This window comes from Erwinia sp. OLFS4, from assembly GCF_002752165.1.
Lineage (GTDB): Bacteria > Pseudomonadota > Gammaproteobacteria > Enterobacterales > Enterobacteriaceae > Izhakiella.
This window is the reverse complement of sequence record NZ_MOMB01000007.1, coordinates 43,913-64,141: the sequence shown is the minus strand read 5'-3', so window position 1 is coordinate 64,141 and position 20,229 is coordinate 43,913. Positions and strand designations below refer to the sequence as shown.

General features: G+C 51.2%; 21 protein-coding genes. 14 read left to right on the top strand and 7 right to left on the bottom strand.

Features of this window, described 5'->3' with window-relative positions; all coding sequences use genetic code 11:
- Positions 1 to 45: 45 nt before the first annotated feature.
- Positions 46 to 924, bottom strand: coding sequence for an NAD(+) kinase (gene nadK, locus BL249_RS03370; protein ID WP_099704409.1), 879 nt, complete (start codon positions 922 to 924; stop codon positions 46 to 48).
- Between the two features lie 122 nt (positions 925 to 1,046).
- On the opposite strand from nadK, the gene grpE reads away from it, so the two are divergent.
- Positions 1,047 to 1,643 carry a nucleotide exchange factor GrpE gene (grpE, locus tag BL249_RS03365; protein WP_099704408.1) on the top strand — a complete coding sequence of 199 codons (597 nt, stop codon included), beginning with the start codon at positions 1,047 to 1,049 and terminating at the stop codon, positions 1,641 to 1,643.
- A 32-nt stretch (positions 1,644 to 1,675) separates the two neighbouring features.
- On the opposite strand, the gene ung is transcribed toward grpE, so the two are convergent.
- Complete coding sequence (gene ung / locus BL249_RS03360; RefSeq protein WP_099704407.1) at positions 1,676 to 2,359, bottom strand: uracil-DNA glycosylase; 684 nt, start codon at positions 2,357 to 2,359, stop codon at positions 1,676 to 1,678.
- A 263-nt stretch (positions 2,360 to 2,622) separates the two neighbouring features.
- Here ung and grcA point away from each other — a divergent pair, with 263 nt between their 5' ends.
- Positions 2,623 to 3,006: an autonomous glycyl radical cofactor GrcA gene (gene grcA, locus BL249_RS03355; RefSeq protein WP_099704427.1), complete on the top strand. Its 384-nt coding sequence runs from the start codon at positions 2,623 to 2,625 to the stop codon at positions 3,004 to 3,006.
- Positions 3,007 to 3,211: 205 nt separating this feature from the next.
- Here the strand turns inward: grcA and srmB are convergent, their stop codons facing one another.
- Positions 3,212 to 4,537 carry an ATP-dependent RNA helicase SrmB gene (gene srmB, locus BL249_RS03350; protein WP_099704406.1) on the bottom strand — a complete coding sequence of 442 codons (1,326 nt, stop codon included), beginning with the start codon at positions 4,535 to 4,537 and terminating at the stop codon, positions 3,212 to 3,214.
- A gap of 132 nt (positions 4,538 to 4,669) precedes the next feature.
- Between srmB and trmN the strand changes: the two genes are divergently transcribed.
- On the top strand, positions 4,670 to 5,407 hold the full coding sequence (trmN, locus tag BL249_RS03345; protein WP_099704405.1) for a tRNA(1)(Val) (adenine(37)-N(6))-methyltransferase TrmN: 738 nt from the start codon (positions 4,670 to 4,672) through the stop codon (positions 5,405 to 5,407).
- Positions 5,408 to 5,412: 5 nt separating this feature from the next.
- On the opposite strand, the gene nadB is transcribed toward trmN, so the two are convergent.
- The gene (nadB, locus tag BL249_RS03340; RefSeq protein ID WP_099704426.1) at positions 5,413 to 7,014 is read right to left on the bottom strand and encodes an L-aspartate oxidase; all 1,602 of its coding nucleotides are present in this window, start codon (positions 7,012 to 7,014) and stop codon (positions 5,413 to 5,415) included.
- A 460-nt stretch (positions 7,015 to 7,474) separates the two neighbouring features.
- On the opposite strand from nadB, the gene rpoE reads away from it, so the two are divergent.
- The 11 genes from rpoE (at position 7,475) to acpS (ending at position 16,817) form a co-directional block, all read left to right on the top strand.
- Positions 7,475 to 8,053, top strand: a complete 579-nt coding sequence (rpoE, locus tag BL249_RS03335) for an RNA polymerase sigma factor RpoE (RefSeq protein ID WP_099704404.1) — start codon at positions 7,475 to 7,477, stop codon at positions 8,051 to 8,053.
- A 28-nt stretch (positions 8,054 to 8,081) separates the two neighbouring features.
- Positions 8,082 to 8,732 (top strand): anti-sigma-E factor RseA, encoded by a 651-nt coding sequence (rseA, locus tag BL249_RS03330; protein WP_099704403.1) that lies wholly within the window; start codon positions 8,082 to 8,084, stop codon positions 8,730 to 8,732.
- Positions 8,732 to 9,685: a sigma-E factor regulatory protein RseB gene (gene rseB / locus BL249_RS03325; RefSeq protein ID WP_099704402.1), complete on the top strand. Its 954-nt coding sequence runs from the start codon at positions 8,732 to 8,734 to the stop codon at positions 9,683 to 9,685. The genes rseA and rseB overlap by 1 nt, the downstream gene beginning before the upstream one ends.
- On the top strand, positions 9,682 to 10,149 hold the full coding sequence (gene rseC / locus BL249_RS03320; RefSeq protein WP_099704401.1) for a SoxR-reducing system protein RseC: 468 nt from the start codon (positions 9,682 to 9,684) through the stop codon (positions 10,147 to 10,149). Before rseB ends, rseC begins: the two co-directional genes overlap by 4 nt.
- Before the next feature lie 238 nt (positions 10,150 to 10,387).
- The gene (gene lepA, locus BL249_RS03315; protein WP_099704400.1) at positions 10,388 to 12,187 is read left to right on the top strand and encodes a translation elongation factor 4; all 1,800 of its coding nucleotides are present in this window, start codon (positions 10,388 to 10,390) and stop codon (positions 12,185 to 12,187) included.
- Positions 12,188 to 12,219: 32 nt separating this feature from the next.
- On the top strand, positions 12,220 to 13,194 hold the full coding sequence (gene lepB, locus BL249_RS03310; protein WP_099704399.1) for a signal peptidase I: 975 nt from the start codon (positions 12,220 to 12,222) through the stop codon (positions 13,192 to 13,194).
- A 112-nt stretch (positions 13,195 to 13,306) separates the two neighbouring features.
- Positions 13,307 to 13,987, top strand: coding sequence for a ribonuclease III (rnc, locus tag BL249_RS03305; RefSeq protein WP_099704398.1), 681 nt, complete (start codon positions 13,307 to 13,309; stop codon positions 13,985 to 13,987).
- On the top strand, positions 13,984 to 14,889 hold the full coding sequence (gene era / locus BL249_RS03300; protein WP_099704397.1) for a GTPase Era: 906 nt from the start codon (positions 13,984 to 13,986) through the stop codon (positions 14,887 to 14,889). The genes rnc and era overlap by 4 nt, the downstream gene beginning before the upstream one ends.
- Before the next feature lie 7 nt (positions 14,890 to 14,896).
- Positions 14,897 to 15,634, top strand: coding sequence for a DNA repair protein RecO (gene recO, locus BL249_RS03295; protein ID WP_099704396.1), 738 nt, complete (start codon positions 14,897 to 14,899; stop codon positions 15,632 to 15,634).
- A gap of 71 nt (positions 15,635 to 15,705) precedes the next feature.
- Positions 15,706 to 16,437: a pyridoxine 5'-phosphate synthase gene (gene pdxJ, locus BL249_RS03290; protein WP_099704395.1), complete on the top strand. Its 732-nt coding sequence runs from the start codon at positions 15,706 to 15,708 to the stop codon at positions 16,435 to 16,437.
- Complete coding sequence (acpS, locus tag BL249_RS03285; RefSeq protein ID WP_099704394.1) at positions 16,437 to 16,817, top strand: holo-ACP synthase; 381 nt, start codon at positions 16,437 to 16,439, stop codon at positions 16,815 to 16,817. The genes pdxJ and acpS overlap by 1 nt, the downstream gene beginning before the upstream one ends.
- Here the strand turns inward: acpS and BL249_RS03280 are convergent, their stop codons facing one another.
- From BL249_RS03280 to BL249_RS03270, 3 genes are all read right to left on the bottom strand, one after another.
- Positions 16,818 to 17,078, bottom strand: a complete 261-nt coding sequence (locus tag BL249_RS03280; RefSeq protein WP_099704393.1) for a YfhL family 4Fe-4S dicluster ferredoxin — start codon at positions 17,076 to 17,078, stop codon at positions 16,818 to 16,820.
- Positions 17,079 to 18,892: 1,814 nt separating this feature from the next.
- Complete coding sequence (locus BL249_RS18915) at positions 18,893 to 19,054, bottom strand: hypothetical protein (RefSeq protein ID WP_158233066.1); 162 nt, start codon at positions 19,052 to 19,054, stop codon at positions 18,893 to 18,895.
- Positions 19,055 to 19,233: 179 nt separating this feature from the next.
- A complete protein-coding gene (locus BL249_RS03270) occupies positions 19,234 to 20,073 on the bottom strand; it encodes a MurR/RpiR family transcriptional regulator (RefSeq protein ID WP_099704391.1) in 840 nt (279 codons plus the stop codon).
- Between the last annotated feature and the right edge of the window lie 156 nt (positions 20,074 to 20,229).

Below are 20,229 nucleotides of genomic sequence, written 5' to 3'. Positions count from 1 at the left end.
ACAGTATAACCTGTGTTTTTATACAGTAAAGAGGGCGGGTTAAAATTAAAACAATTTTTTTGACCAGCCTAGCTTTGAGCTGAGGGTATTGAAATAGTTATAATTTTTGGGGTGAATGAGGGTCAGCCGGTCCTCACTGCGTCGGATTAAAACATCTTCACCTTCCTGAACAGGTAGCGCTATCTGGCTGTCACAGCTGATTTCTAAATCGCTGCGGGAATGAGAAAAGCGCAGCCGGATGGTGCTGGTACTGTTAATCACCAAAGGACGTGCCGACAAGGTATGGGGAAACATCGGTACCAGTACAATGGCATCAAGTGAATGAGTCAGAATGGGGCCGCCGGCCGACAGTGAATAGGCTGTTGATCCGGTCGGGGTTGAAATAATCAGGCCGTCTGAGCGTTGCGAAAAGGCAAAGTTTTCATCAATGTATACTTCAAATTCAATCATATGAGCGACTTTGCCTGGGTGTAGCACAACTTCATTAATGGCGGCGCCGAGGCGCGGCGCGCGATCTTTGCGGCAAACCTGAGCTTCAAGCAGAAAGCGTGATTCAATGAAATAGTCACCTTCCAGCACGTCTGCCAGCTGTTGCTGCGCATTATCCGGATCAAGGTCGGTAAGAAAGCCCAGATTGCCACGGTTAATGCCGATAACCTTGATGTCATAACGCGCCAGTACTCTGGCGGCGCCGAGCATATTGCCATCTCCTCCCACCACCACGGCCAGGTCTGCCTGCTGACCGATCTCAGATAAGGTGCCGGTTTTGACATTGCTCAGGTTGAGTTCCCGCGCAATCTGTTGCTCTATTATCACCTCATAGCCTTTGCTGGTGAGCCAGCGATAAAGCATGTCATGGGTGGTAAGCGCTGTTGGATGGCGCGGATGTCCTACGATGCCGATGCAGGTAAAGTGCGTATTCATCAGGCTGTTATTCCTCTGCTGGACAAATGACCCGGACATTACGTCGGGCTCCCTTGAAACCGCGATTCTGATCCCCATAATAAGCGAACCAGCGAGAATTGAGCACAAACGCGGAGAAATTCATGAGTAGTAAAGAACAGAAAACACCAAACGAGCAAGTCTCAGATGATATTGAGATGGAACAGGCCGGGCAGGAAACCGCTAGCGCAGAACGCGTCGAGACTGTAAGTGAAGTGGACCCGCGCGACCAGCGTATCGCTGAACTGGAAGCCCAGCTTGCCCAGGCTCAGGGCGGCGTGCGTGAAGCCCAGCTACGTGCTCAGGCTGAAATTGAAAATATTCGCCGCCGTACTGAGCAGGACGTTGAAAAAGCGCATAAATTTGCCCTGGAGAAGTTTTCCAATGAGCTGCTGCCGGTCATCGATAGTCTTGAGCGCGCGCTGGAACTGGCTGACAAAGAAAACCCAGAACTGGCGGCAATGATTGAAGGCGTTGAGCTGACGCTGAAATCGCTGCTGTCAGCAGTGCGTAAATTCGGTGTTGAGGTGGTCGGCGATACCCATGTTCCTTTTAATCCGGACGTGCATCAGGCGATGTCAATGATGGAGTCCGAAGAGGTTGAGCCTAACCACGTATTGATGGTTATGCAGCGTGGCTATACCCTCAACGGACGACTGTTGCGTCCGGCAATGGTTGCGGTATCGAAAGCAAAAAAATGATTATTTCCCCCGTCATGATGACGGGGGATCTATCAGGCCCCGGTTAGCCGGGGTGTCCAGTCAATTGCTGTCTCACCTTGTTGTTCCAGCCAGGCGTTGGCCTGGGAAAAGTGCTTACAGCCAAAAAAACCGCGATGTGCTGACAGTGGTGATGGATGAGGCGCCTGCAAAACGTGGTGGCGCTGCCGGTCAATCATGCTGCCTTTTTTCTGCGCATGTGAGCCCCACAGTAAAAATACTACCCCTGTGCGATGTTCATTGATGGACGCAATGACTTTATCGGTGAAGGTTTCCCAGCCAAAACGCGCGTGAGAGTGCGCTTTGCCTGCTTCTACCGTAAGCACGGTGTTTAATAGCAGCACGCCCTGACGCGCCCAGCTTTCCAGATAACCGTGCTCAGGATGCTGAAAGCCGGCGATATCGGTTTCCAGCTCTTTGTACATGTTGACCAGTGAAGGCGGCGGCGCAATACCAGGCCGGACGGAAAAAGAGAGTCCATGTGCCTGATTAGGGCCGTGATAGGGATCCTGGCCGAGAATAACCACTTTCACAGCACCCAGTTCAGTGTAACGAAAGGCGTTGAACACGTCCTGCGCCGGTGGGTATACCGTCACACCTCTGGCACGTTCCTGTGCAACGGCATTCATGGTCTGAATGAAATAGCTTTTTTCTTTTTCGCTGGCCAGTACATCATGCCAGCTAAGGGTATTTACCATTACCGTTTCCTCGTTGTATGACGGACCGTTAGCTTAACGGCAAATTTTTCAGGCGAAAACCCCAAAAAAAATTGAAATTTTATTTGTTTTGTAATGTTGATATTTTTGTTATCTGTCAACAAGTTGTGCTCAGTCATCCGCCAGTGTGAATAAAGGAATTGATCTGAGTCAAGAGAGCAGGGGCGAGCGGGGTATATAACAGAGTCAGTATTTTACTTACTGCCGGCCTGAATGGCTGAGGCAGGCCAGAGCGAGAGACGATGATGATTACAGGTATTCAGATTACAAAGGCAGTAAAACCCGCACTGATGAATTCATTCTGGTTACTGGATAACGAAACGCAGCAAGCACGCTGTGTGTGTGCCCGCAGTGACTACAGCGAAGACCAGGTTGTTGCCGTCAGTGAATTAGGTCAGTTTGAATATCGTGAAATTCCCCTGGAGGTTAAGCCTCAGGTGAGAGTGGAAGGCGGGCAGCATCTGAACGTTAATGTCATGCGTCGTGAAACGCTGCTGGATGCGGTTGAGCATCCGGAGAAATACCCACAGCTGACTATTCGCGTATCAGGTTATGCCGTGCGTTTTAATTCCCTGACGCCGGAGCAGCAGCGTGATGTGATCACCCGTACTTTCACAGAAAATCTGTAAACTGTGATGCGGGTTAAAAGCGCAGCAATCACCAGGCGCATTTAACTGACTGAAAACCCGCAGAATTGAGCGATGAATTTTGCGGGTTTTGTTATTTTATTGTTAATAATGCAGTCAGGGGAAGAAACCTCATGCGGCAGGCTGAAAGCCGGTGACTGGCATAAAAAAACACCCGTAAATGGGTGTTTTTTGTTGTTACAGCCTGTTATTCAGCGTCATTTTTCGTGGCGTCAGCGCTCGGTTTACGCCGTTTCCCAATGTTTTTGGTTACCCGATGGCGCAGTTTTACGCGCTTTTTGGTCTCTTCGCCCTCTTTTTTATCTTTACGCTTTGCTATCACTTTTTTCGAAGGTTTACCTTTCAGCTTGTCGCTGGGGGGGCGGGTGGCGGGGCGCAGTGCGTCGATGGTGCGTGCTTTCAGCGGATCTTCAATGTAACGGCTTATTTTACCCAGCAGCAGATGGTCGTGTGCTTCAACCAGTGACAGCGCGGTGCCTTTGCGCCCTGCGCGTGCGGTGCGGCCAATGCGATGCAGATAGGTATCAGCGGTGCGTGGCATGTCGAAGTTAAACACGTGGCTGACATCCTGGATGTCGATGCCACGTGAGGCCACATCAGTGGCAACCAGCACTTTTACCCGGCCGTCAATCAGTCGTCGCAGCGCCTCATTGCGTTTCGCCTGTACCATTTCGCCTTCAAGGTAGCTGGATTTGATACCGGCTTCATGCAGCCATTGACAGAGTTCATGAACCCGTTCGCGTTTACGTACAAACACAATGGCGCGCGTAACTTCAGGCTGTTTTAGCAGATGGACCAGCAAAGCCGTTTTGTGTTTAAGATCGTCGGCACGGTAGTACCACTGATTTATTTTTTTACGTTCACTGCGCGCCGGGTCGGCATCGATTTCAATCGGATCGTTTAGCAGACGCCGGGAAAAATCCTGAATGGCGTCACCTTCCAGGGTGGCAGAAAAAAGCAACGTTTGTTTGCGCCAGCGGGTTTCGCCTGCAATATGCTCAATATCCTGGGCAAACCCCATATCGAGCATGCGGTCGGCTTCATCCAGAATCAGGGTTTCCACTGCATGGCAGTCAAAATTTTCTTCTTTAATGTACTGCAGCAGACGACCGGTGGTTGCGACCACAATGTCCTGGTTTTCGCTGAACACTTCGGCATGATTCATAAAGGCAACGCCACCGGTGATGGTGGCAATATCCAGGTGGGTATGTGCCGCCAGTTCGCGCGCCTGGTCGGCAACCTGCATGGCCAGTTCACGGGTTGGAGTGAGAATCAGAATGCGCGGCGGCCCGGACTTTTTACGCGGAAAATCGAGCAGATGCTGTAATGCCGGCAGCAGATATGCTGCGGTCTTACCGGTACCCGTCGGCGCCGAGCCAAGAACGTCGCGTCCTTCAAGCGCTGGCGGAATGGCCGCTGCCTGAATGGCCGTCGGGCGGGTAAAGCCTTTATCCTGCAATGCTTCCAGCAGGCTCTCATCAAGTTCGAGTTCGGAAAAAGTGGTTGCCGTCATGATCTACCTCAGTTTGGGGCGCTGATTATAGACAGATTACACGGGATGTTCATCTGTTTGTGACAACGTGGCTGCTTTTCCTGTGTGAAAGATTGTCTTATGCTAGCGCCGATTATTATTCAGGTCAGGCAAATGTCAGCAAATAAACGCGTTCTGCGTCGTAACGGTTTTACTTTCAAACAATTCTTTGTCGCTCACGATCGCTGTGCGATGAAGGTCGGTACCGATGGTATTCTGCTGGGAAGCTGGGCACCGGTCGCCGGTGTGAAGCGCATCCTGGATATCGGTACCGGCAGCGGACTGATTGCCCTGATGCTGGCGCAGCGAACCGAAGAGACGGTGCAGGTTGATGCCGTGGAGCTTGATGCTGCGGCTGCCCGGCAGGCGGCCGAAAATGTCGAAGCCTCCCCCTGGCCGGAGCGCATCCATGTTTATCAGCATGACATTATCGACTGGGCAGCAGGCTGCGAGCAGCGTTACCAGCTGATTGTCAGCAATCCTCCCTATTTCCCACCGGGGGTGAAATGTGGCAGCAGCGCCCGCGGTAAGGCGCGCTCTACCAGCCATCTCAACCTTCAGGCGTTACTGGATTGCGGCGAGCGCATGCTCAGTGAAGAAGGATACCTTGCGGTTATTTTACCGCAGCAGCAGGGTGAGCAGCTGATTGCCCTCGCGCTATCCCGGGGCTGGTATTTGCGTTTGCGCACCGACGTTGCCGACCGGGACAACACCTTGCCGGTACGGGTAATGCTGGCATTTTCACCTGGCGCTGGGGAAACTTTTTGCGATCGGCTGATAATTCGCGATAGCGATAACCAGTATTCCCAGGCCTGGCGCGGCCTGACCCAGGATTTTTATCTGTTCCGTTAACATTGTTATTCCGGCGTCAGAATGGTTGGTTGCGCCTCTTTCAGCGTTTGCGGGTAATCCAGCGTATAGTGTAACCCGCGGCTCTCTTTACGTAGCATGGCGCTGCGGACAATTAATTCCGCCACCGTTACCAGATTGCGTAGCTCCAGCAAATTGTTTGAAATGCGGAAGTTAGCATAATATTCAGCGATTTCTGCCTGTAATAACTGAATACGTCGCTGCGCCCGTGCCAGTCGTTTGCTGGTGCGCACAATACCAACGTAATCCCACATGAACAGCCGCAGCTCGTGCCAGTTATGCTGAATAATGACCCTCTCATCTGAATCATCAACCCGGCTTTCATCCCAGGCCGGAAGTGCTGGCGGCAAGGGGAAATCGGCCAGGGTCGAGCGAATTGAGCGGGCGGCTGACCAGCCGTAAACCAGACATTCAAGCAGGGAATTAGAGGCCAGCCGGTTAGCGCCATGTAAGCCGGTATAGCTGACTTCCCCAATGGCATAAAGGCCGGCGACATCCGTCAGGCCCTGTTTGTCAACCATCACGCCGCCACAGGTGTAATGTGCTGCCGGTACCACCGGTACTGGCTGGCGGGTAAGGTCAAAACCAGAGCCGAGTAATTTTTCATAAAGGGTCGGGAAATGGTGACGGATAAACGCCGCAGGCTTATGGCTGATGTCAAGATACATACAGTCAGCGCCCAGCCGCTTCATTTCATAGTCAATTGCCCGGGCTACTACGTCACGCGGGGCCAGTTCTGCGCGGGGATCAATCTCCGGCATAAAGCGCGAACCATCTGGCCGTTTCAGCAGGGCACCTTCACCCCGCAGCGCTTCGCTTAACAAAAAGTTGCGCGCTGTCGGATGAAACAGGCAGGTAGGATGAAACTGGTTAAATTCCATATTCGCTACCCGGCAGCCAGCGCGCCATGCCATCGCCACGCCATCGCCGGAGGCAACATCCGGATTGGTTGTGTACTGGTAGACTTTTGCCGCGCCGCCGGTTGCCAGTACTACGGCGCGGGCGCTGCAGGTTTCTACGCGCTCATGCTGACGGTTCCACAACCATGCGCCAACGGCGCGGCGCGGGCCGGGCAGCGCCGCTTTATCACTGGTGATAATATCCACGGCGTTACACCGCTCAAGTAGCCGTATATTAGGATGTGACATGGCCTGGCTGACCAGCGTGGTTTCCACGGCGCGGCCAGTTGCATCGGCGTTGTGAAGAATACGGCGATGGCTGTGACCGCCTTCACGGGTCAGATGGTACGGTTGTCTGCTGGTGTCCTCAGCGGTTTTATCAAAACTGACGCCGTTATCGATCATCCACTGTACGCAGTGCCGGGCATTACTGGCAATAAAAGCCACCGTGTCGCGATCGCACAGGCCTGCGCCGGCGGTCAGGGTATCCTCAATATGGGACTCAATGCTGTCAGTCTGATCAAAAACTGCGGCGATACCACCCTGAGCATAAAGCGTGGCACCTTCGTTTACCGGACCTTTACTCAGCACTATCACCCGATAAGCCGACGCCAGCCGTAATGCCAGTGACAGGCCCGCCGCGCCGCTGCCAATAATCAGAATGTCACAACTGTAATCAGAAGGGTTCATTTTGTTTAATTTACTAAACAACAGGTCGGTCGAGAATAGCACCGGTTTCGCCGCGGATACAGCCCTGAAACGGAGACTTTTTTCTAATTATGCAAGCGGTGTCTGGTGATAAAAGAGAAATCGGTCACCGCAGTTGCTGTTTTCCGCTAATGTTTATTATGGCGAACATTGTCACTAATCAGAGATTATCAGGTGAAAAAGCCTGTTTGATAATGTACCCTGCCAGCGTCATCAGATAATTGATGTGCGTCGGTGAGGTGAAAGCCGGGACGGCACAGCCAGGCTGCCATTAAAGCAATTACAGTGTCTGGTGCAAAAGGTGCTGGTGACAGGATAAAAACGTGCGTGCAGGAACTTTCCGTAAAATGACCAATCAAAGCCAATGCTTGCTCAATATGAATGTGTCATTACTGGCGGTACTACTACGCGTTAACAGAGATTTGGGGAGACATTACCTCGGATGAGCGAGCAGTTAACGGATCAGGTTCTTGTTGAACGGGTGCAGAAAGGAGATCAAAAGGCGTTTAATCTTCTTGTGGTACGCTATCAGCATAAGGTAGCGAGCCTGGTTGCCCGTTACGTCCCTTCCGGGGACGTTCCCGATGTGGTTCAGGAATCTTTTATTAAGGCATACCGGGCGCTGGAATCGTTTCGTGGTGACAGCGCTTTTTATACCTGGCTTTACAGAATTGCTGTGAATACGGCGAAGAACTATCTGGTTGCTCAAGGGCGTCGTCCCCCCTCCAGCGATGTTGACGCTATTGATGCGGAAAACTTCGAGAGTGCGGGCGCGCTGAAAGAAATTTCGAACCCAGAGAACTTAATGTTGTCTGAAGAATTGAAACAGATTGTTTTTCGCACCATTGAGTCATTGCCTGAGGATTTAAAAATGGCAATTACTCTGCGGGAACTTGACGGCCTGAGCTATGAAGAGATAGCCGCCGTGATGGATTGTCCGGTGGGTACCGTACGTTCGCGTATTTTCCGGGCGCGCGAAGCAATTGATAATAAAGTCCAACCGCTTATTCAACGTCATTAATTGGCGGGCACAGGAAGGGTACTGAAGCATGCAGAAAGAGAAACTTTCCGCTTTAATGGATGGTGAAGCTCTGGACAATGAGGCCATTGCTGCCCTGTCTGGTGATGTTACGCTACAGAAAAGCTGGGAGAGCTACCATCTTATCCGTGACACCCTGCGGGGTGATGTAGGCGAAGTCATCCATTTCGATATCGCTGCCCGTGTCGCTGCTGCCATTGAGCAGGAGCCAGTCAGAAACATAACCCCGTTAATGGCTGAATCTCAGCCGGTGCCTTCCAGCTGGGCCGCGTTGCCTTTCTGGCATAAAGTCCGTCCCTGGGCGGCGCAGTTAACCCAGGTCGGCGTGGCGGCTTGTGTTTCTCTGGCGGTTATTGTTGGCGTTCAGCATTATAATCAACCGGTTCAGGGGAAAAACGGTGCGTCTGAGTCACCGGTATTTAATACCCTGCCGATGATGGGACAGGCTTCCCCGCTGAGCTACGGTGTGCCGCAAAGTCCGAATGCCAGTGGTCAGCAGCAGGTTCAGGAGCAGCGTCGTCGGGTTAATGCTCTGCTACAGGATTACGAGCTGCAGCGCCGTTTACATGCTGAACAACTGCAGATTGAGCAGGATCCCGCTCAACAGGCTGCTGCAGTTCAGGTGCCAGGAAACCAATCTTTAGGAATACAGCAGCAGTAATGAAGCAATTTTGGTATGCCGTCTCTTTTCTGACCGGCAGCCTGTTGTATTCCTCTGTCGCCCCGGCCCAAACTACCTCCGGGGCGTTATTGCAACAGATGGAGCAGGCCAGCCAGTCGCTCAATTATGAACTCGCCTTTATTAGCGTTTCCCGTATGGGAATCGAATCATTGCGCTTTCGTCATGCGGTAATTGATAACAAACCCTATGCCCAGCTGCTGCAAATGGATGGTCCGCGCCGCGAGATTATTCAGCGCGGCAATGAAATCAGCTATTTCGAAGCGGGACTGGAACCCTTTACCCTCAACGGCGGCCACATTATTGATTCGCTGCCTTCGGTGGTCTACGGTGACTTTAATCGTCTTAGCCGCAGTTACGATTTTGTGCCGGTCGGGCGCACCCGCGTGGCAGACCAGGTGTGCGATGTCATTCGTATCGTGGCGCGTGACGGTACGCGTTATAGCTTTATTGTCTGGATTGATAGCGAAACCAAACTGCCGCTGCGGGTGGATATGCTCGATCGCGATGGTGAAACCCTTGAACAGTATCGGGTAATCAGTTTTGCCGTTGATGATGGTATTCGTAAAGTGATGCAGGGGCTGCCTAAAGCAGAGATGCCGCCTTCGCTGTCGCTGCCAGTTCCGAAAAAACAGCAATTTAGCTGGCGGGTGGACTGGCTGCCTCAGGGGGTGCAGGAAGTCTCGCAAAGCCGTCGCGATATCCCTTCATTGAGCAAGCCGGTTGAATCACGGCTATACTCCGACGGTCTATTCAGTTTTTCAGTTAACGTCAGCCTGGCCGATAAGAATAGCGTGCCACAGTTGTTGCGCAATGGCTGGCGTACGGTGCAAACTGAAGTCCGGGGGAATACTGAAATCACCGTTGTCGGCGAATTACCGACTTCAACAACCAAGCGCATTGCTGACAGCGTATCTTTGGGAACGCAGCCATGATGAGAGAATGGGCCACGGTGGTGGCCTGGCACAATGGTGTGGCAACGCTGCACGCTGAAATTAAAACGTCCTGCAACAGCTGCTCAGCCCGCAAAGGCTGCGGCAGTCACCTGCTGAATAAACTGGGGCCAAAAAATGCCCATGTGATGCAAATCACCAGTCCGCAACCGCTGCAGCCCGGGCAGCGCATTGAGCTGGGAATAGCCGAAAAAAGTCTGTTAGGTTCTGCGGTGCTGGTGTATATGACGCCGCTGGCAGGCTTGTTTCTGCTTGCCGGTCTTTTCCAGATGCTGTTTGCCAGCGATCTGGCGGCCGCCTGCGGGGCATTGCTGGGTGGCACCGGCGGGTTTATCATCGCTAAAGGTATTGCTTCATTAGTTGGCCATCGGGCAGATTATCAACCGGTGATTCTGAGCGTTGCCTTACCGCCGGATGCCCTGCGCGTTGAAACCTCTGAACGCTGAAACTGCGGCCGCGCCCCTGGTGACTTGCGGCTATTATGGTTTTTTACTTCCCTTCAGCGTCGTGTATTGCGCGACCCGGCTGCCAGATTGATGGCGCTTCTCTGCGTCAATTCTTTCGTGAAGCAGGGTAACAGTGTAAGATGCGTGCTCAATATTGGTGGGAGATATCAATAAGATGCCGGTATCCGTTACCATCAACAAGACTTCAACGTTATCTTATACGAACAAATTCATATAAATGAAGCATATACGTAATTTTTCTATCATCGCGCACATCGACCACGGTAAATCCACGTTGTCAGATCGGCTGATTCAAATTTGTGGTGGTCTGAGCGATCGCGAAATGGCGGCACAGGTTCTTGATTCGATGGATCTGGAACGCGAACGCGGCATTACCATTAAAGCACAAAGCGTTACCCTCGATTACACCGCACCCGACGGTCAAACTTACCAGCTCAATTTTATCGACACTCCCGGACATGTTGACTTTTCTTATGAGGTCTCCCGTTCGCTGGCCGCCTGTGAAGGTGCGCTGCTGGTAGTTGATGCCGGGCAGGGCGTTGAAGCGCAGACCCTGGCGAACTGTTACACCGCCATGGAAATGGACCTGGAAGTGGTACCGATTCTGAATAAAATCGATCTGCCCGCTGCCGATCCAGACCGGGTTGCTGAAGAGATCGAAGATATTGTCGGTATTGATGCCACTGATGCGGTGCGCTGTTCGGCAAAAACCGGCGTCGGTGTTCCTGAGGTTCTGCAGCGGCTGGTGCGTGATATACCCCCACCGGAAGGCGATCCCCAGGCGCCACTGCAGGCGCTGATTATCGATTCCTGGTTTGATAATTACCTTGGCGTTGTATCACTTATCCGTATTAAAAACGGCACCTTACGCAAAGGCGATAAGGTCAAAGTGATGAGCACCGGCCAGGTGTATAACGCCGACCGTCTCGGTATTTTTACGCCCAAGCAGGTCGACCGTAGCGAACTGAACTGCGGCGAGGTGGGTTGGCTGGTTTGCGCCATTAAAGATATTCTTGGCGCGCCGGTCGGTGACACCCTGACGCTGGCGCGTCAGCCAGCAGAAAAAGCGCTGCCGGGCTTTAAAAAAGTCAAACCGCAGGTCTATGCCGGCCTGTTTCCGGTCAGCTCTGATGACTACGAAAGTTTCCGTGATGCGCTGGGTAAACTGAGTCTGAATGATGCCTCGCTGTTTTATGAGCCGGAAAGCTCAACGGCATTGGGCTTTGGTTTTCGCTGCGGCTTTCTCGGACTGCTGCATATGGAGATCATTCAGGAACGCCTTGAGCGCGAATATGATCTTGACCTTATCACCACTGCGCCGACCGTGGTGTATGAAGTGCAGACTACCGCCGGCGAGACTTTGTATGTAGACAGCCCGTCTAAACTCCCGCCGCTGAATAATATTGAAGAGTTGCGAGAGCCGATTGCCGAATGTCACATGTTGCTACCGCAGGAATTCCTTGGCAACGTGATAACCCTGTGTATTGAGAAGCGCGGCGTGCAGACCAATATGGTTTACCACGGTAATCAGGTCGCGCTGACTTATGAAATTCCGATGGCGGAAGTGGTGCTGGACTTTTTTGACCGTCTGAAATCAACTTCCCGTGGCTATGCCTCGCTGGATTACAATTTTAAACGCTTCCAGGCCTCTGACATGGTGCGTGTGGACGTATTGATTAATAACGAGCGGGTGGATGCGCTGGCGTTAATCACCCACCGTGACAATTCGCAGTATCGTGGCCGTGAGCTGGTGGAAAAGATGAAAGATCTTATTCCGCGCCAGCAGTTTGATATTGCGATTCAGGCAGCGATCGGTAATCACATCATCGCCCGTTCTACCGTAAAACAGCTGCGTAAGAACGTTCTGGCGAAGTGCTATGGCGGCGACGTCAGCCGTAAGAAAAAATTGTTGCAGAAGCAGAAAGAAGGTAAAAAACGCATGAAGCAGGTTGGTAACGTTGAACTGCCTCAGGAAGCCTTCCTTGCTATTCTGCACGTGGGTAAAGACAGTAAATAATGCCGCCGGCGTGTGGCACAGAGGGAAGATAGATGGCTAATATGTTCGCCCTGATTCTGGCGATTGCAACCCTGGTAACGGGAATAATCTGGTGCGTGGATAAGGTTAAATTAGCACCTGCCCGCCGGGCCAGAAGGGAACAGGCACAGATTCAGGCTGGTGGCCAGCTGGATGAAACTGCTCTGAGTAAAGTGGCTAAGCCGCAGGGCTGGATAGAAACCGCAGTGTCGGTATTCCCGGTGTTGTTGGTTGTATTTGTCGTGCGGTCATTTATTGTGGAACCTTTTCAGATTCCATCTGGTTCGATGATGCCGACGCTGCTGGTCGGTGACTTTATCCTGGTGGAAAAATTCGCCTACGGTATTAAAGATCCCATTACGCAAACGACGCTGATTGAAACCGGTCATCCACAGCGTGGTGATGTGGTGGTATTTAAGTTTCCGAAAAATCCGAAAGAAGATTACATTAAGCGCGCCATCGGCCTGCCTGGCGATCGTATTACTTACGATCCACTGGCAAAAACGCTGACCGTTTTCCCGGCCTGTCGTGATGACAATCACTGTAAGTCGGCGCTGCCCATCACCTATTCTGACGTGCGTGATGCTGATTTTATCGAAACGTTTGGCGGTAACGGCGGGAGTGAAACCAGCAGCAATTTTTATCAGCGTCCCCCGGGACAAACCATCCCTGGCGGATTGCGTCTGGCTGAGCGTGAAGAGACGCTGGGTGAAGTGACCCACCGTATTTTACTGATTCCGGAAGCGCTGGGGCAGACCAACAGCTATTATCACCAGTCTGGCCAGCCGCAGGCCAGCTGGATTGTACCGCAAGGAATGTATTTTATGATGGGCGATAACCGTGATAACAGCTACGATAGCCGTTACTGGGGATTTGTTCCGGAAAAAAATCTGGTGGGCAGAGCTTTTGCAATCTGGATGAGTTTTGAAAAACAGCCAGGTGAGTGGCCTACCGGCATTCGTTTTAGCCGTATTGGCGGTATTCATTAAGTTTTAAAGGGATGGCTCCCTGCGGGGAGCCGCTGCACACGAAACTGATAGTGTTGTCATCCAGCCCCGTTCCGTATGCAGAGTATCTGACGCATTGACCGATTGGTAACACATGAACCCCATCGTAATTAACCGACTTCAGCGTAAGCTGGGCTACACTTTTATTCATTATGAGCTGTTGCAGCAGGCGCTGACTCACCGTAGTGCCAGCAGTAAACACAATGAGCGACTGGAATTCCTTGGCGACTCGATTCTGAGTTATGTGGTTGCCAATGCACTCTATCACCGCTTTCCTCGTGTTGACGAAGGCGACATGAGCCGCATGCGCGCAACCTTAGTTCGGGGTAACACGCTGGCGGAAATTGCTCGCGAATTTGAGCTGGGAGAGTGTCTGCGTCTTGGGCCTGGTGAACTAAAGAGCGGCGGTTTTCGTCGGGAATCGATTCTGGCAGATACGGTGGAAGCGCTGATTGGGGCCATTTTCCTTGATAGCGATATCCAGAACGTTGAAAATTTAATTCTGAGCTGGTATGCCTCGCGACTGGAGCAGATTAGCCCGGGTGATAAGCAAAAAGATCCGAAAACGCGTTTGCAGGAATTTCTGCAGGGGCGCCATCTGCCGTTACCATCTTATCTGGTGGTACAGGTGCGTGGCGAAGCGCACGATCAGGAATTTACCATTCACTGCCTGGTAAGCGGTATGACCGATCCGGTAGTGGGCGTCGGTTCCAGCCGTCGAAAAGCTGAACAGGCTGCGGCTGAACAAGCGCTGATAAAGTTAGGAATTGAATGAGCGAACAAACTCCCCACTGCGGCTTTATTGCCATTGTCGGCCGCCCGAACGTCGGTAAGTCGACGTTACTGAACCAGTTACTGGGGCAGAAAATCTCTATTACCTCACGTAAACCCCAGACAACCCGTCATCGCATTATGGGCATTCATACGGAAGGTCCCTGGCAGGCGATTTATGTCGATACCCCGGGGTTACACATTGAAGAGAAAAGGGCGATAAACCGCCTGATGAACCGTGCGGCCAGTAGTTCCATTGGCGATGTGGAGCTGATTATTTTCGTCGTTGAAGGAACGCGCTGGAACGATGATGATGAGATGGTGCTGCAAAAACTGAAATCCGGCAAAGTCCCGGTGCTGCTGGCTATCAATAAAGTCGACAATATCAGCGATAAGTCGCTGCTGCTGCCTTATATTCAGCAAATTAGTCAGAAAATGAACTTTCTTGACGTGGTGCCTGTTTCGGCAGAGCAGGGGAAAAACGTCGACACGATTGCTGCGATTGTGCGTCAGCGTCTGCCACAAGCCGATCACCATTTTCCGGAAGATTACATTACCGACCGCTCTCAGCGTTTTATGGCCTCGGAAATTATTCGCGAAAAGCTGATGCGTTTTCTTGGGGCAGAACTGCCTTATTCCGTTACCGTTGAAATTGAGCGGTTTGTAACCAATGCACGCGCGGGTTTTGATATTAACGGGTTGATTCTGGTGGAGCGTGAAGGCCAGAAGAAAATGGTGATTGGTAATAAAGGCGCGAAAATTAAAACCATTGGCATTGAAGCCCGTAAAGACATGGAAGAGATGTTCGGGTGTAAAGTGCACCTTGAACTATGGGTCAAGGTGAAGTCCGGCTGGGCGGATGATGAACGTGCGCTGCGCAGTCTGGGCTATATAGACGATCTCTGACCGCAATATGGACGGCTGGCAACGCGCATTCGTCCTGCATGGGCGGCCCTGGAGCGAAACCAGCCTGCTGCTCGACCTTTTTACTGAACATAATGGTCGCGTCCGCATACTGGCAAAAGGTGCCCGGGCAAAGCGTTCACAGTTAAAGGGAACCTTACAGCCCTTCACTCCCTTACTGGTGCGCTGGGGGGGACGCGGAGAGATGAAAATTCTGCGCAACGCAGAGGCGGTTTCCCTCGCGCTGCCTCTGTCCGGCAGAATGCTTTATTGCGGGCTTTACGTTAACGAACTGCTATCGCGTGTGCTGGAGCATGAGACGCCGTTCAGTGAATTATTTTTTGATTATCTTCACTGTATTCAGGCGCTGGCTGCCGCTGAAGGTACCCCGGAACCGGTGCTGCGTCGTTTTGAGCTGGCGTTGCTGGCTCAGCTTGGTTATGGCGTTGATTTTCTGCACTGTGCCGGCAGCGGTGAACCGGTTAGTGCCACAATGACTTACAGTTATCGTGAAGAAAAGGGCTTTATTGCCAGTCTGGTGGTCAATCATCGCAGCTTCAGCGGGCATCATCTGCAGGCACTGGCCCGGCGTGAGTTTCCCGATACCGACACGCTGCAGGCGGCTAAGCGCTTTACCCGTATGGCGCTGAAACCTTATCTGGGCGGCAAACCGCTTAAAAGTCAGGCGTTATTCCGCCAGTTTGTGCCGAAAAAGAAATCAGACGTTCCCCCGGCGGCAGAAGAATAGCGTGTTGCCATATCAGAAGAACGTACATCGTTGTAAACTGGTTATTCCGTCTGCTATTCGCTGAGAAAACTATGGCTGAGTTATTACTGGGCGTAAACATTGACCACATTGCCACCGTGCGTAACGCCCGTGGCACGGCTTATCCGGATCCTGTTCAGGCAGCGTTTGCCGCCGAACAGGCAGGTGCCGACGGTATTACCGTACATCTGCGAGAAGATCGCCGTCATATCAGTGACCGCGACGTGCGCATTCTGCGCCAGACCATTCAGACCCGCATGAATCTTGAAATGGCCGTGACCGGTGAAATGGTTGCGATTGCCTGTGAGCTGAAACCGCATTTTTGTTGCCTGGTGCCGGAAAAGCGCCAGGAGGTGACGACTGAAAGCGGGCTGGACGTCGCCGGACAGGCTGAAAATGTGACTCAGGCCGTTAGTCAGCTGCAACAGGCCGGGATTCTGGTTTCCCTGTTTATTGATGCCGATCGCCAGCAGATAGATGCCGCCGCCGCCACCGGCGCCCCCTATATCGAAATCCATACCGGTGCCTATGCCGACGCGCAGAACGACGAGGTGCGTCAGACCGAACTGGCCCGTATTGCCGACGCTGCACGCTATGCTGCGGCTAAAGGGCTGAAGGTCAATGCCGGCCATGGTCTGACCTACCATAATGTTATGCCTGTTGCGGCACTGCCAGAAATGCATGAACTGAATATTGGCCACGCTATTATCGGACGCGCGTTATTCAGTGGGCTGGCTGTGGCGGTGGCCGAAATGAAAACCCTGATGCGGGCCGCCCGTCGCTGATGGCTATTCTGGGGCTGGGAACAGATATCGTTGAAATTGCGCGGATAGAAGGCGTGGTTTCCCGCAGCGGTGACCGTCTGGCGCAGCGGGTGCTGAGTGTCGGAGAATGGCAACAGTACCAGGTGCACCAGCAGCCGGTGCGTTTTCTCGCTAAGCGTTTTGCCGTTAAAGAGGCGGCGGCAAAGGCTTTTGGTACCGGCATTCGCGGCGGACTGGCTTTTAACCAGTTTGAAGTTTATAACGATCCGCTAGGTAAGCCAGGATTGCGCTTTTTTGATCAGGCCGCAGTGATTGCCGATAAAATGGGGGTGCGCCGGGTTCACGTCACGCTGGCGGACGAGAGGCACTATGCCTGTGCGACGGTTATTATTGAAGATTAATCAGACGGAAACCGCGCCCTGTAGCATGACAAACTTTTCCCATAGCGCGTCCTGGCTTTCCGGGTGCTGCGGGTCAGCAACGATAGTTCTGTCAATCGGACACACTTTCTGACAGGTCGGGCTGTCATAAAATCCGATGCATTCAGTACAGCGCGCGCTATCAATCTGGTAAATCAAATCGCCCATGCTGATGGCCTGATTCGGGCATTCAGGTTCGCACATATCGCAATTAATGCAGTCTTCGGTAATCAGTAAAGCCATTTCAATCACTTGCCTTATTTGTCTTTTATATCAAATAATTATATTGGATTTGAGTCCCTTGCCATGATTAATTATCTGTGGATTTGACCCGTGTAAAAAAAACGGATATACGCATTTGCATAACCAAAACCATAGCTCAGCGCGAAAATTATCCCTCTGAAACCCTCATATGCGAGGCGGGCCTGTCTCGTGGGAGGCAGCAGATGGAATTTCACTGCCGCGCACTGTAACACAGAGCCACGAAAAGCCCAATAATGACGAATTTCGGCGTGTTTCAACGCTGAAAGGCGCCGCAATCTTAGACAAACTTACCTATACCAGTCTGTGTTATGGCAGCAAAATTATAATTTAATTTACGAAGTCCGCAGTAACAGGATAGAAACCTGTTGCGTACGCACAAAATTCTGTGCTAGAGTTAAAAAATAGAGATTTATAAGTTAATCTTACGATATACATTGCAAAGCCTCGTTTCTTCGGATGCGGGGCTTTGCTGTTTTTGGCTTATTGAAAACATAACTTCGTGAGCCTGATGGGATTTTCAGAAATGGACTTTCTGCTGTCAGTAATAATGACGATATCCGGGAACATTGCGCGGGGTTGACGATTGCAACATATCTTATCATCGTGCTTTCATTTCAGTTAGTCAGATGTTTTTATGCGGGGAATTATGTAAGTAGCTTATATGCATTAACTCAGAATCCAATATATATAATAATTTTACTGGCAGATATATAATATGCGAAGCTTATTGCAGCCTGTAATATATAACGCCGGGGTGAAGAGTCGCCGGTCTTAGTCAGAATCGGTAACGCAGGTAAGTATACCAATATCGTAACAGGGAGGAATATACTGGCGATGCAATGCCGGCTTTAATCAAAAATTTTTTATCAATTTACCGCTAAGGCTACGTGGCCTGAAGCTGGTTCCTGTTTTACAAGCGATTTATTTCAATGAACAGTAGGTTCATCTCAAAGATATAATCAATGTGATTATGTTGAACGTTATTATCGCTTGACTATTTTAATGTAATTTTCAACAAAAAAATCAATAAGGAGTTAGGATGATGAAAAAAACTATTTCTGCCATGGTAATTGGTTTGTCGTTAACATCACTGTATGCCACCGCTGGAACCTATGTTCAGTCAGGCTATATCAACTAGATACAAGCCAGTGTCTATAATAAGTGTGTGGGAGAGCTCGAATATTCACCCAATGATAATAGCAAGATGCAGGGATTTAGTTTCGGTTGTGATTCAAACGTTTTAGGTCTTCTTAAAACGGCTCAGTTAACAGGATCAAAAGTGGATTTGGAACTGGAAGGGGATGGTAGTACGTTCAAGGCATTATATTCTGTTAAGTTGTATCCAAGTAATGAATAATAATCAGGCCGCCTTTCCATCTTGAAGTTTTTTCGTCCCGCTATGCACTTCTGAATGATATAGCCGCTCTGTGGCCGGGGGCGATTTTTAAATACAGTCGCACTGAAGAGGTGGTAAAGGTGATTTATGCTTAAAAAATACCGGCTTTCGGCCTGACGATTGGCTCTGGATTCACGGAAATGCGTCAGACTATACCTGGTTTGCTGAAGTTATTGCGCTGCTGAAGGTGGCTTATGTCGGCCTCTCTCATAGATTGAGCGGAGACTGAAAAAGTCTGCTTGCCCAGGGAAGACTATAATGAAATATAATAAAGAATAATATCGCTAATATGGATATTATTTTAAGTTATTCAGGTTTTTTGGTTATAAGCCGGAAGTATCAACTTGTTTATTAAGAAAGCCTCTTGCGAGGCTTTCTTTTTTGTCCTGATACTTTATCAGCTGCCATGAGAGAGGACATGGTAACGGTTAATATATTCAGCATCGGCCGCGACCAACGGTTCGCTACGGCGGATTGGTAAGCAAGGCAGCGTGGCCTGAGTTTTTTCTGTTTTTGCCATTAACCGGCCAATATCCCCTTCAATCAACATCCCCCTCAATCAGCATTCCCTCTCACTCAACATCCCCACTTTGCCTGCATAATTGAAACTGGCCTGCCTGTTTTCCGCGCGGGTTGATTCCGACACCGCTTCGCTATTTTCCACGACTCATTCAAACGTGCCTTTCCGCTGGTTGCGACATCCTGCGGGCGGCGTGCTTCTGGCGCCCGTCAGCGACATTAAAGCAGTTTTTTCACCAGCGCTTCACTGTGACGGATATGGTGTCCGGCCCGCTCAGGATCACGCTGAATCAGAGCCATAAACAGCAGATCGGTCAGCGCTAGCTGTGCCGCGGTGGAAGAAACCGCGGCGCTGCGCGTGGTTTGTTCTTCCGCAACCGTATACAGGCAGTGGTGTGCACATTGTTGCAGGCTGTTGGGGGTGAAACCGGTGAATGCCAGCACGGTGGCACCACAGTGCCTGGCTTCCTGGGCGGCAAGGTTGATTTCCCGCCGTTCACCGCTATACGAGATAGCCAGCAGGACATCCTCATTACTCAGTGCCTGGACGCTGGCCAGCAAAGCATGCATATCCTGCTCGGCCACCGCGCTGATGCCAATTTTCATCAGTTTCCATGAAAAATCTTTCGCCACCAGACCGGATGCGCCAATCCCTACCAGTACGATACGACGAGCTTCTTTCAGCAGATGCAGTACTTCCAGCAGCTTTTCTTCACTGTTAATGTCGAGCGTGGCACGGATGGCTGAGGTTTTTTCTGTCAGAAGTTTTTCACCAACCCGCTTTAACGGGTCATCACTGAGTATATGGTTGTGAACCATGACGGCACTTTTATCGGCCAGCGCATCGCTCAGTGCCAGCTTAAGTGCCGGAAAACCACGATAGCCAAGTTTTTGCGCAAATTTAACCACGCTGGACTGGCTGACGCCGGCGGATTCCGCCAGTTTTTGTGAACTTTGATGACGAGCCTCATCCGGCTGAGTGAGAAGAAAATCAGCCAGACGGCGCTCGTTCGCGGCCAGTCCAGGATAGAGCTGGCGGATGCGTAACAGGGCACTCATATCATCTCCTCGTCAGGTTGCTTTCTGTGTGTCTGATGGTTCGCGTGAGTCTTTAGTGTCTGTCAGAGTGTGATACAGGATTTAATCAGAGAAAAATGGTACTGCATAATGAATAAAATATTCGTATATTGTGCAAATTATAGAATTAAAAATTCC

What these genes read in the sequence shown, in the direction of transcription:
- rseC (WP_099704401.1), top strand. Translation starts at nt 9,682, where the DNA reads ATGATGAGAGAATGGGCCACGGTGGTGGCCTGGCACAATGGTGTGGCA.
- acpS (WP_099704394.1), top strand. Translation starts at nt 16,437, where the DNA reads ATGGCTATTCTGGGGCTGGGAACAGATATCGTTGAAATTGCGCGGATA.
- BL249_RS03280 (WP_099704393.1), bottom strand. Translation starts at nt 17,078, where the DNA reads ATGGCTTTACTGATTACCGAAGACTGCATTAATTGCGATATGTGCGAA.
- lepA (WP_099704400.1), top strand. Translation starts at nt 10,388, where the DNA reads ATGAAGCATATACGTAATTTTTCTATCATCGCGCACATCGACCACGGT.
- trmN (WP_099704405.1), top strand. Translation starts at nt 4,670, where the DNA reads ATGTCAGCAAATAAACGCGTTCTGCGTCGTAACGGTTTTACTTTCAAA.
- srmB (WP_099704406.1), bottom strand. Translation starts at nt 4,537, where the DNA reads ATGACGGCAACCACTTTTTCCGAACTCGAACTTGATGAGAGCCTGCTG.
- BL249_RS03270 (WP_099704391.1), bottom strand. Translation starts at nt 20,073, where the DNA reads ATGAGTGCCCTGTTACGCATCCGCCAGCTCTATCCTGGACTGGCCGCG.
- recO (WP_099704396.1), top strand. Translation starts at nt 14,897, where the DNA reads ATGGACGGCTGGCAACGCGCATTCGTCCTGCATGGGCGGCCCTGGAGC.
- lepB (WP_099704399.1), top strand. Translation starts at nt 12,220, where the DNA reads ATGGCTAATATGTTCGCCCTGATTCTGGCGATTGCAACCCTGGTAACG.
- ung (WP_099704407.1), bottom strand. Translation starts at nt 2,359, where the DNA reads ATGGTAAATACCCTTAGCTGGCATGATGTACTGGCCAGCGAAAAAGAA.
- nadK (WP_099704409.1), bottom strand. Translation starts at nt 924, where the DNA reads ATGAATACGCACTTTACCTGCATCGGCATCGTAGGACATCCGCGCCAT.
- pdxJ (WP_099704395.1), top strand. Translation starts at nt 15,706, where the DNA reads ATGGCTGAGTTATTACTGGGCGTAAACATTGACCACATTGCCACCGTG.
- nadB (WP_099704426.1), bottom strand. Translation starts at nt 7,014, where the DNA reads ATGAACCCTTCTGATTACAGTTGTGACATTCTGATTATTGGCAGCGGC.
- rseA (WP_099704403.1), top strand. Translation starts at nt 8,082, where the DNA reads ATGCAGAAAGAGAAACTTTCCGCTTTAATGGATGGTGAAGCTCTGGAC.
- grcA (WP_099704427.1), top strand. Translation starts at nt 2,623, where the DNA reads ATGATTACAGGTATTCAGATTACAAAGGCAGTAAAACCCGCACTGATG.
- rnc (WP_099704398.1), top strand. Translation starts at nt 13,307, where the DNA reads ATGAACCCCATCGTAATTAACCGACTTCAGCGTAAGCTGGGCTACACT.
- rpoE (WP_099704404.1), top strand. Translation starts at nt 7,475, where the DNA reads ATGAGCGAGCAGTTAACGGATCAGGTTCTTGTTGAACGGGTGCAGAAA.
- grpE (WP_099704408.1), top strand. Translation starts at nt 1,047, where the DNA reads ATGAGTAGTAAAGAACAGAAAACACCAAACGAGCAAGTCTCAGATGAT.
- rseB (WP_099704402.1), top strand. Translation starts at nt 8,732, where the DNA reads ATGAAGCAATTTTGGTATGCCGTCTCTTTTCTGACCGGCAGCCTGTTG.
- era (WP_099704397.1), top strand. Translation starts at nt 13,984, where the DNA reads ATGAGCGAACAAACTCCCCACTGCGGCTTTATTGCCATTGTCGGCCGC.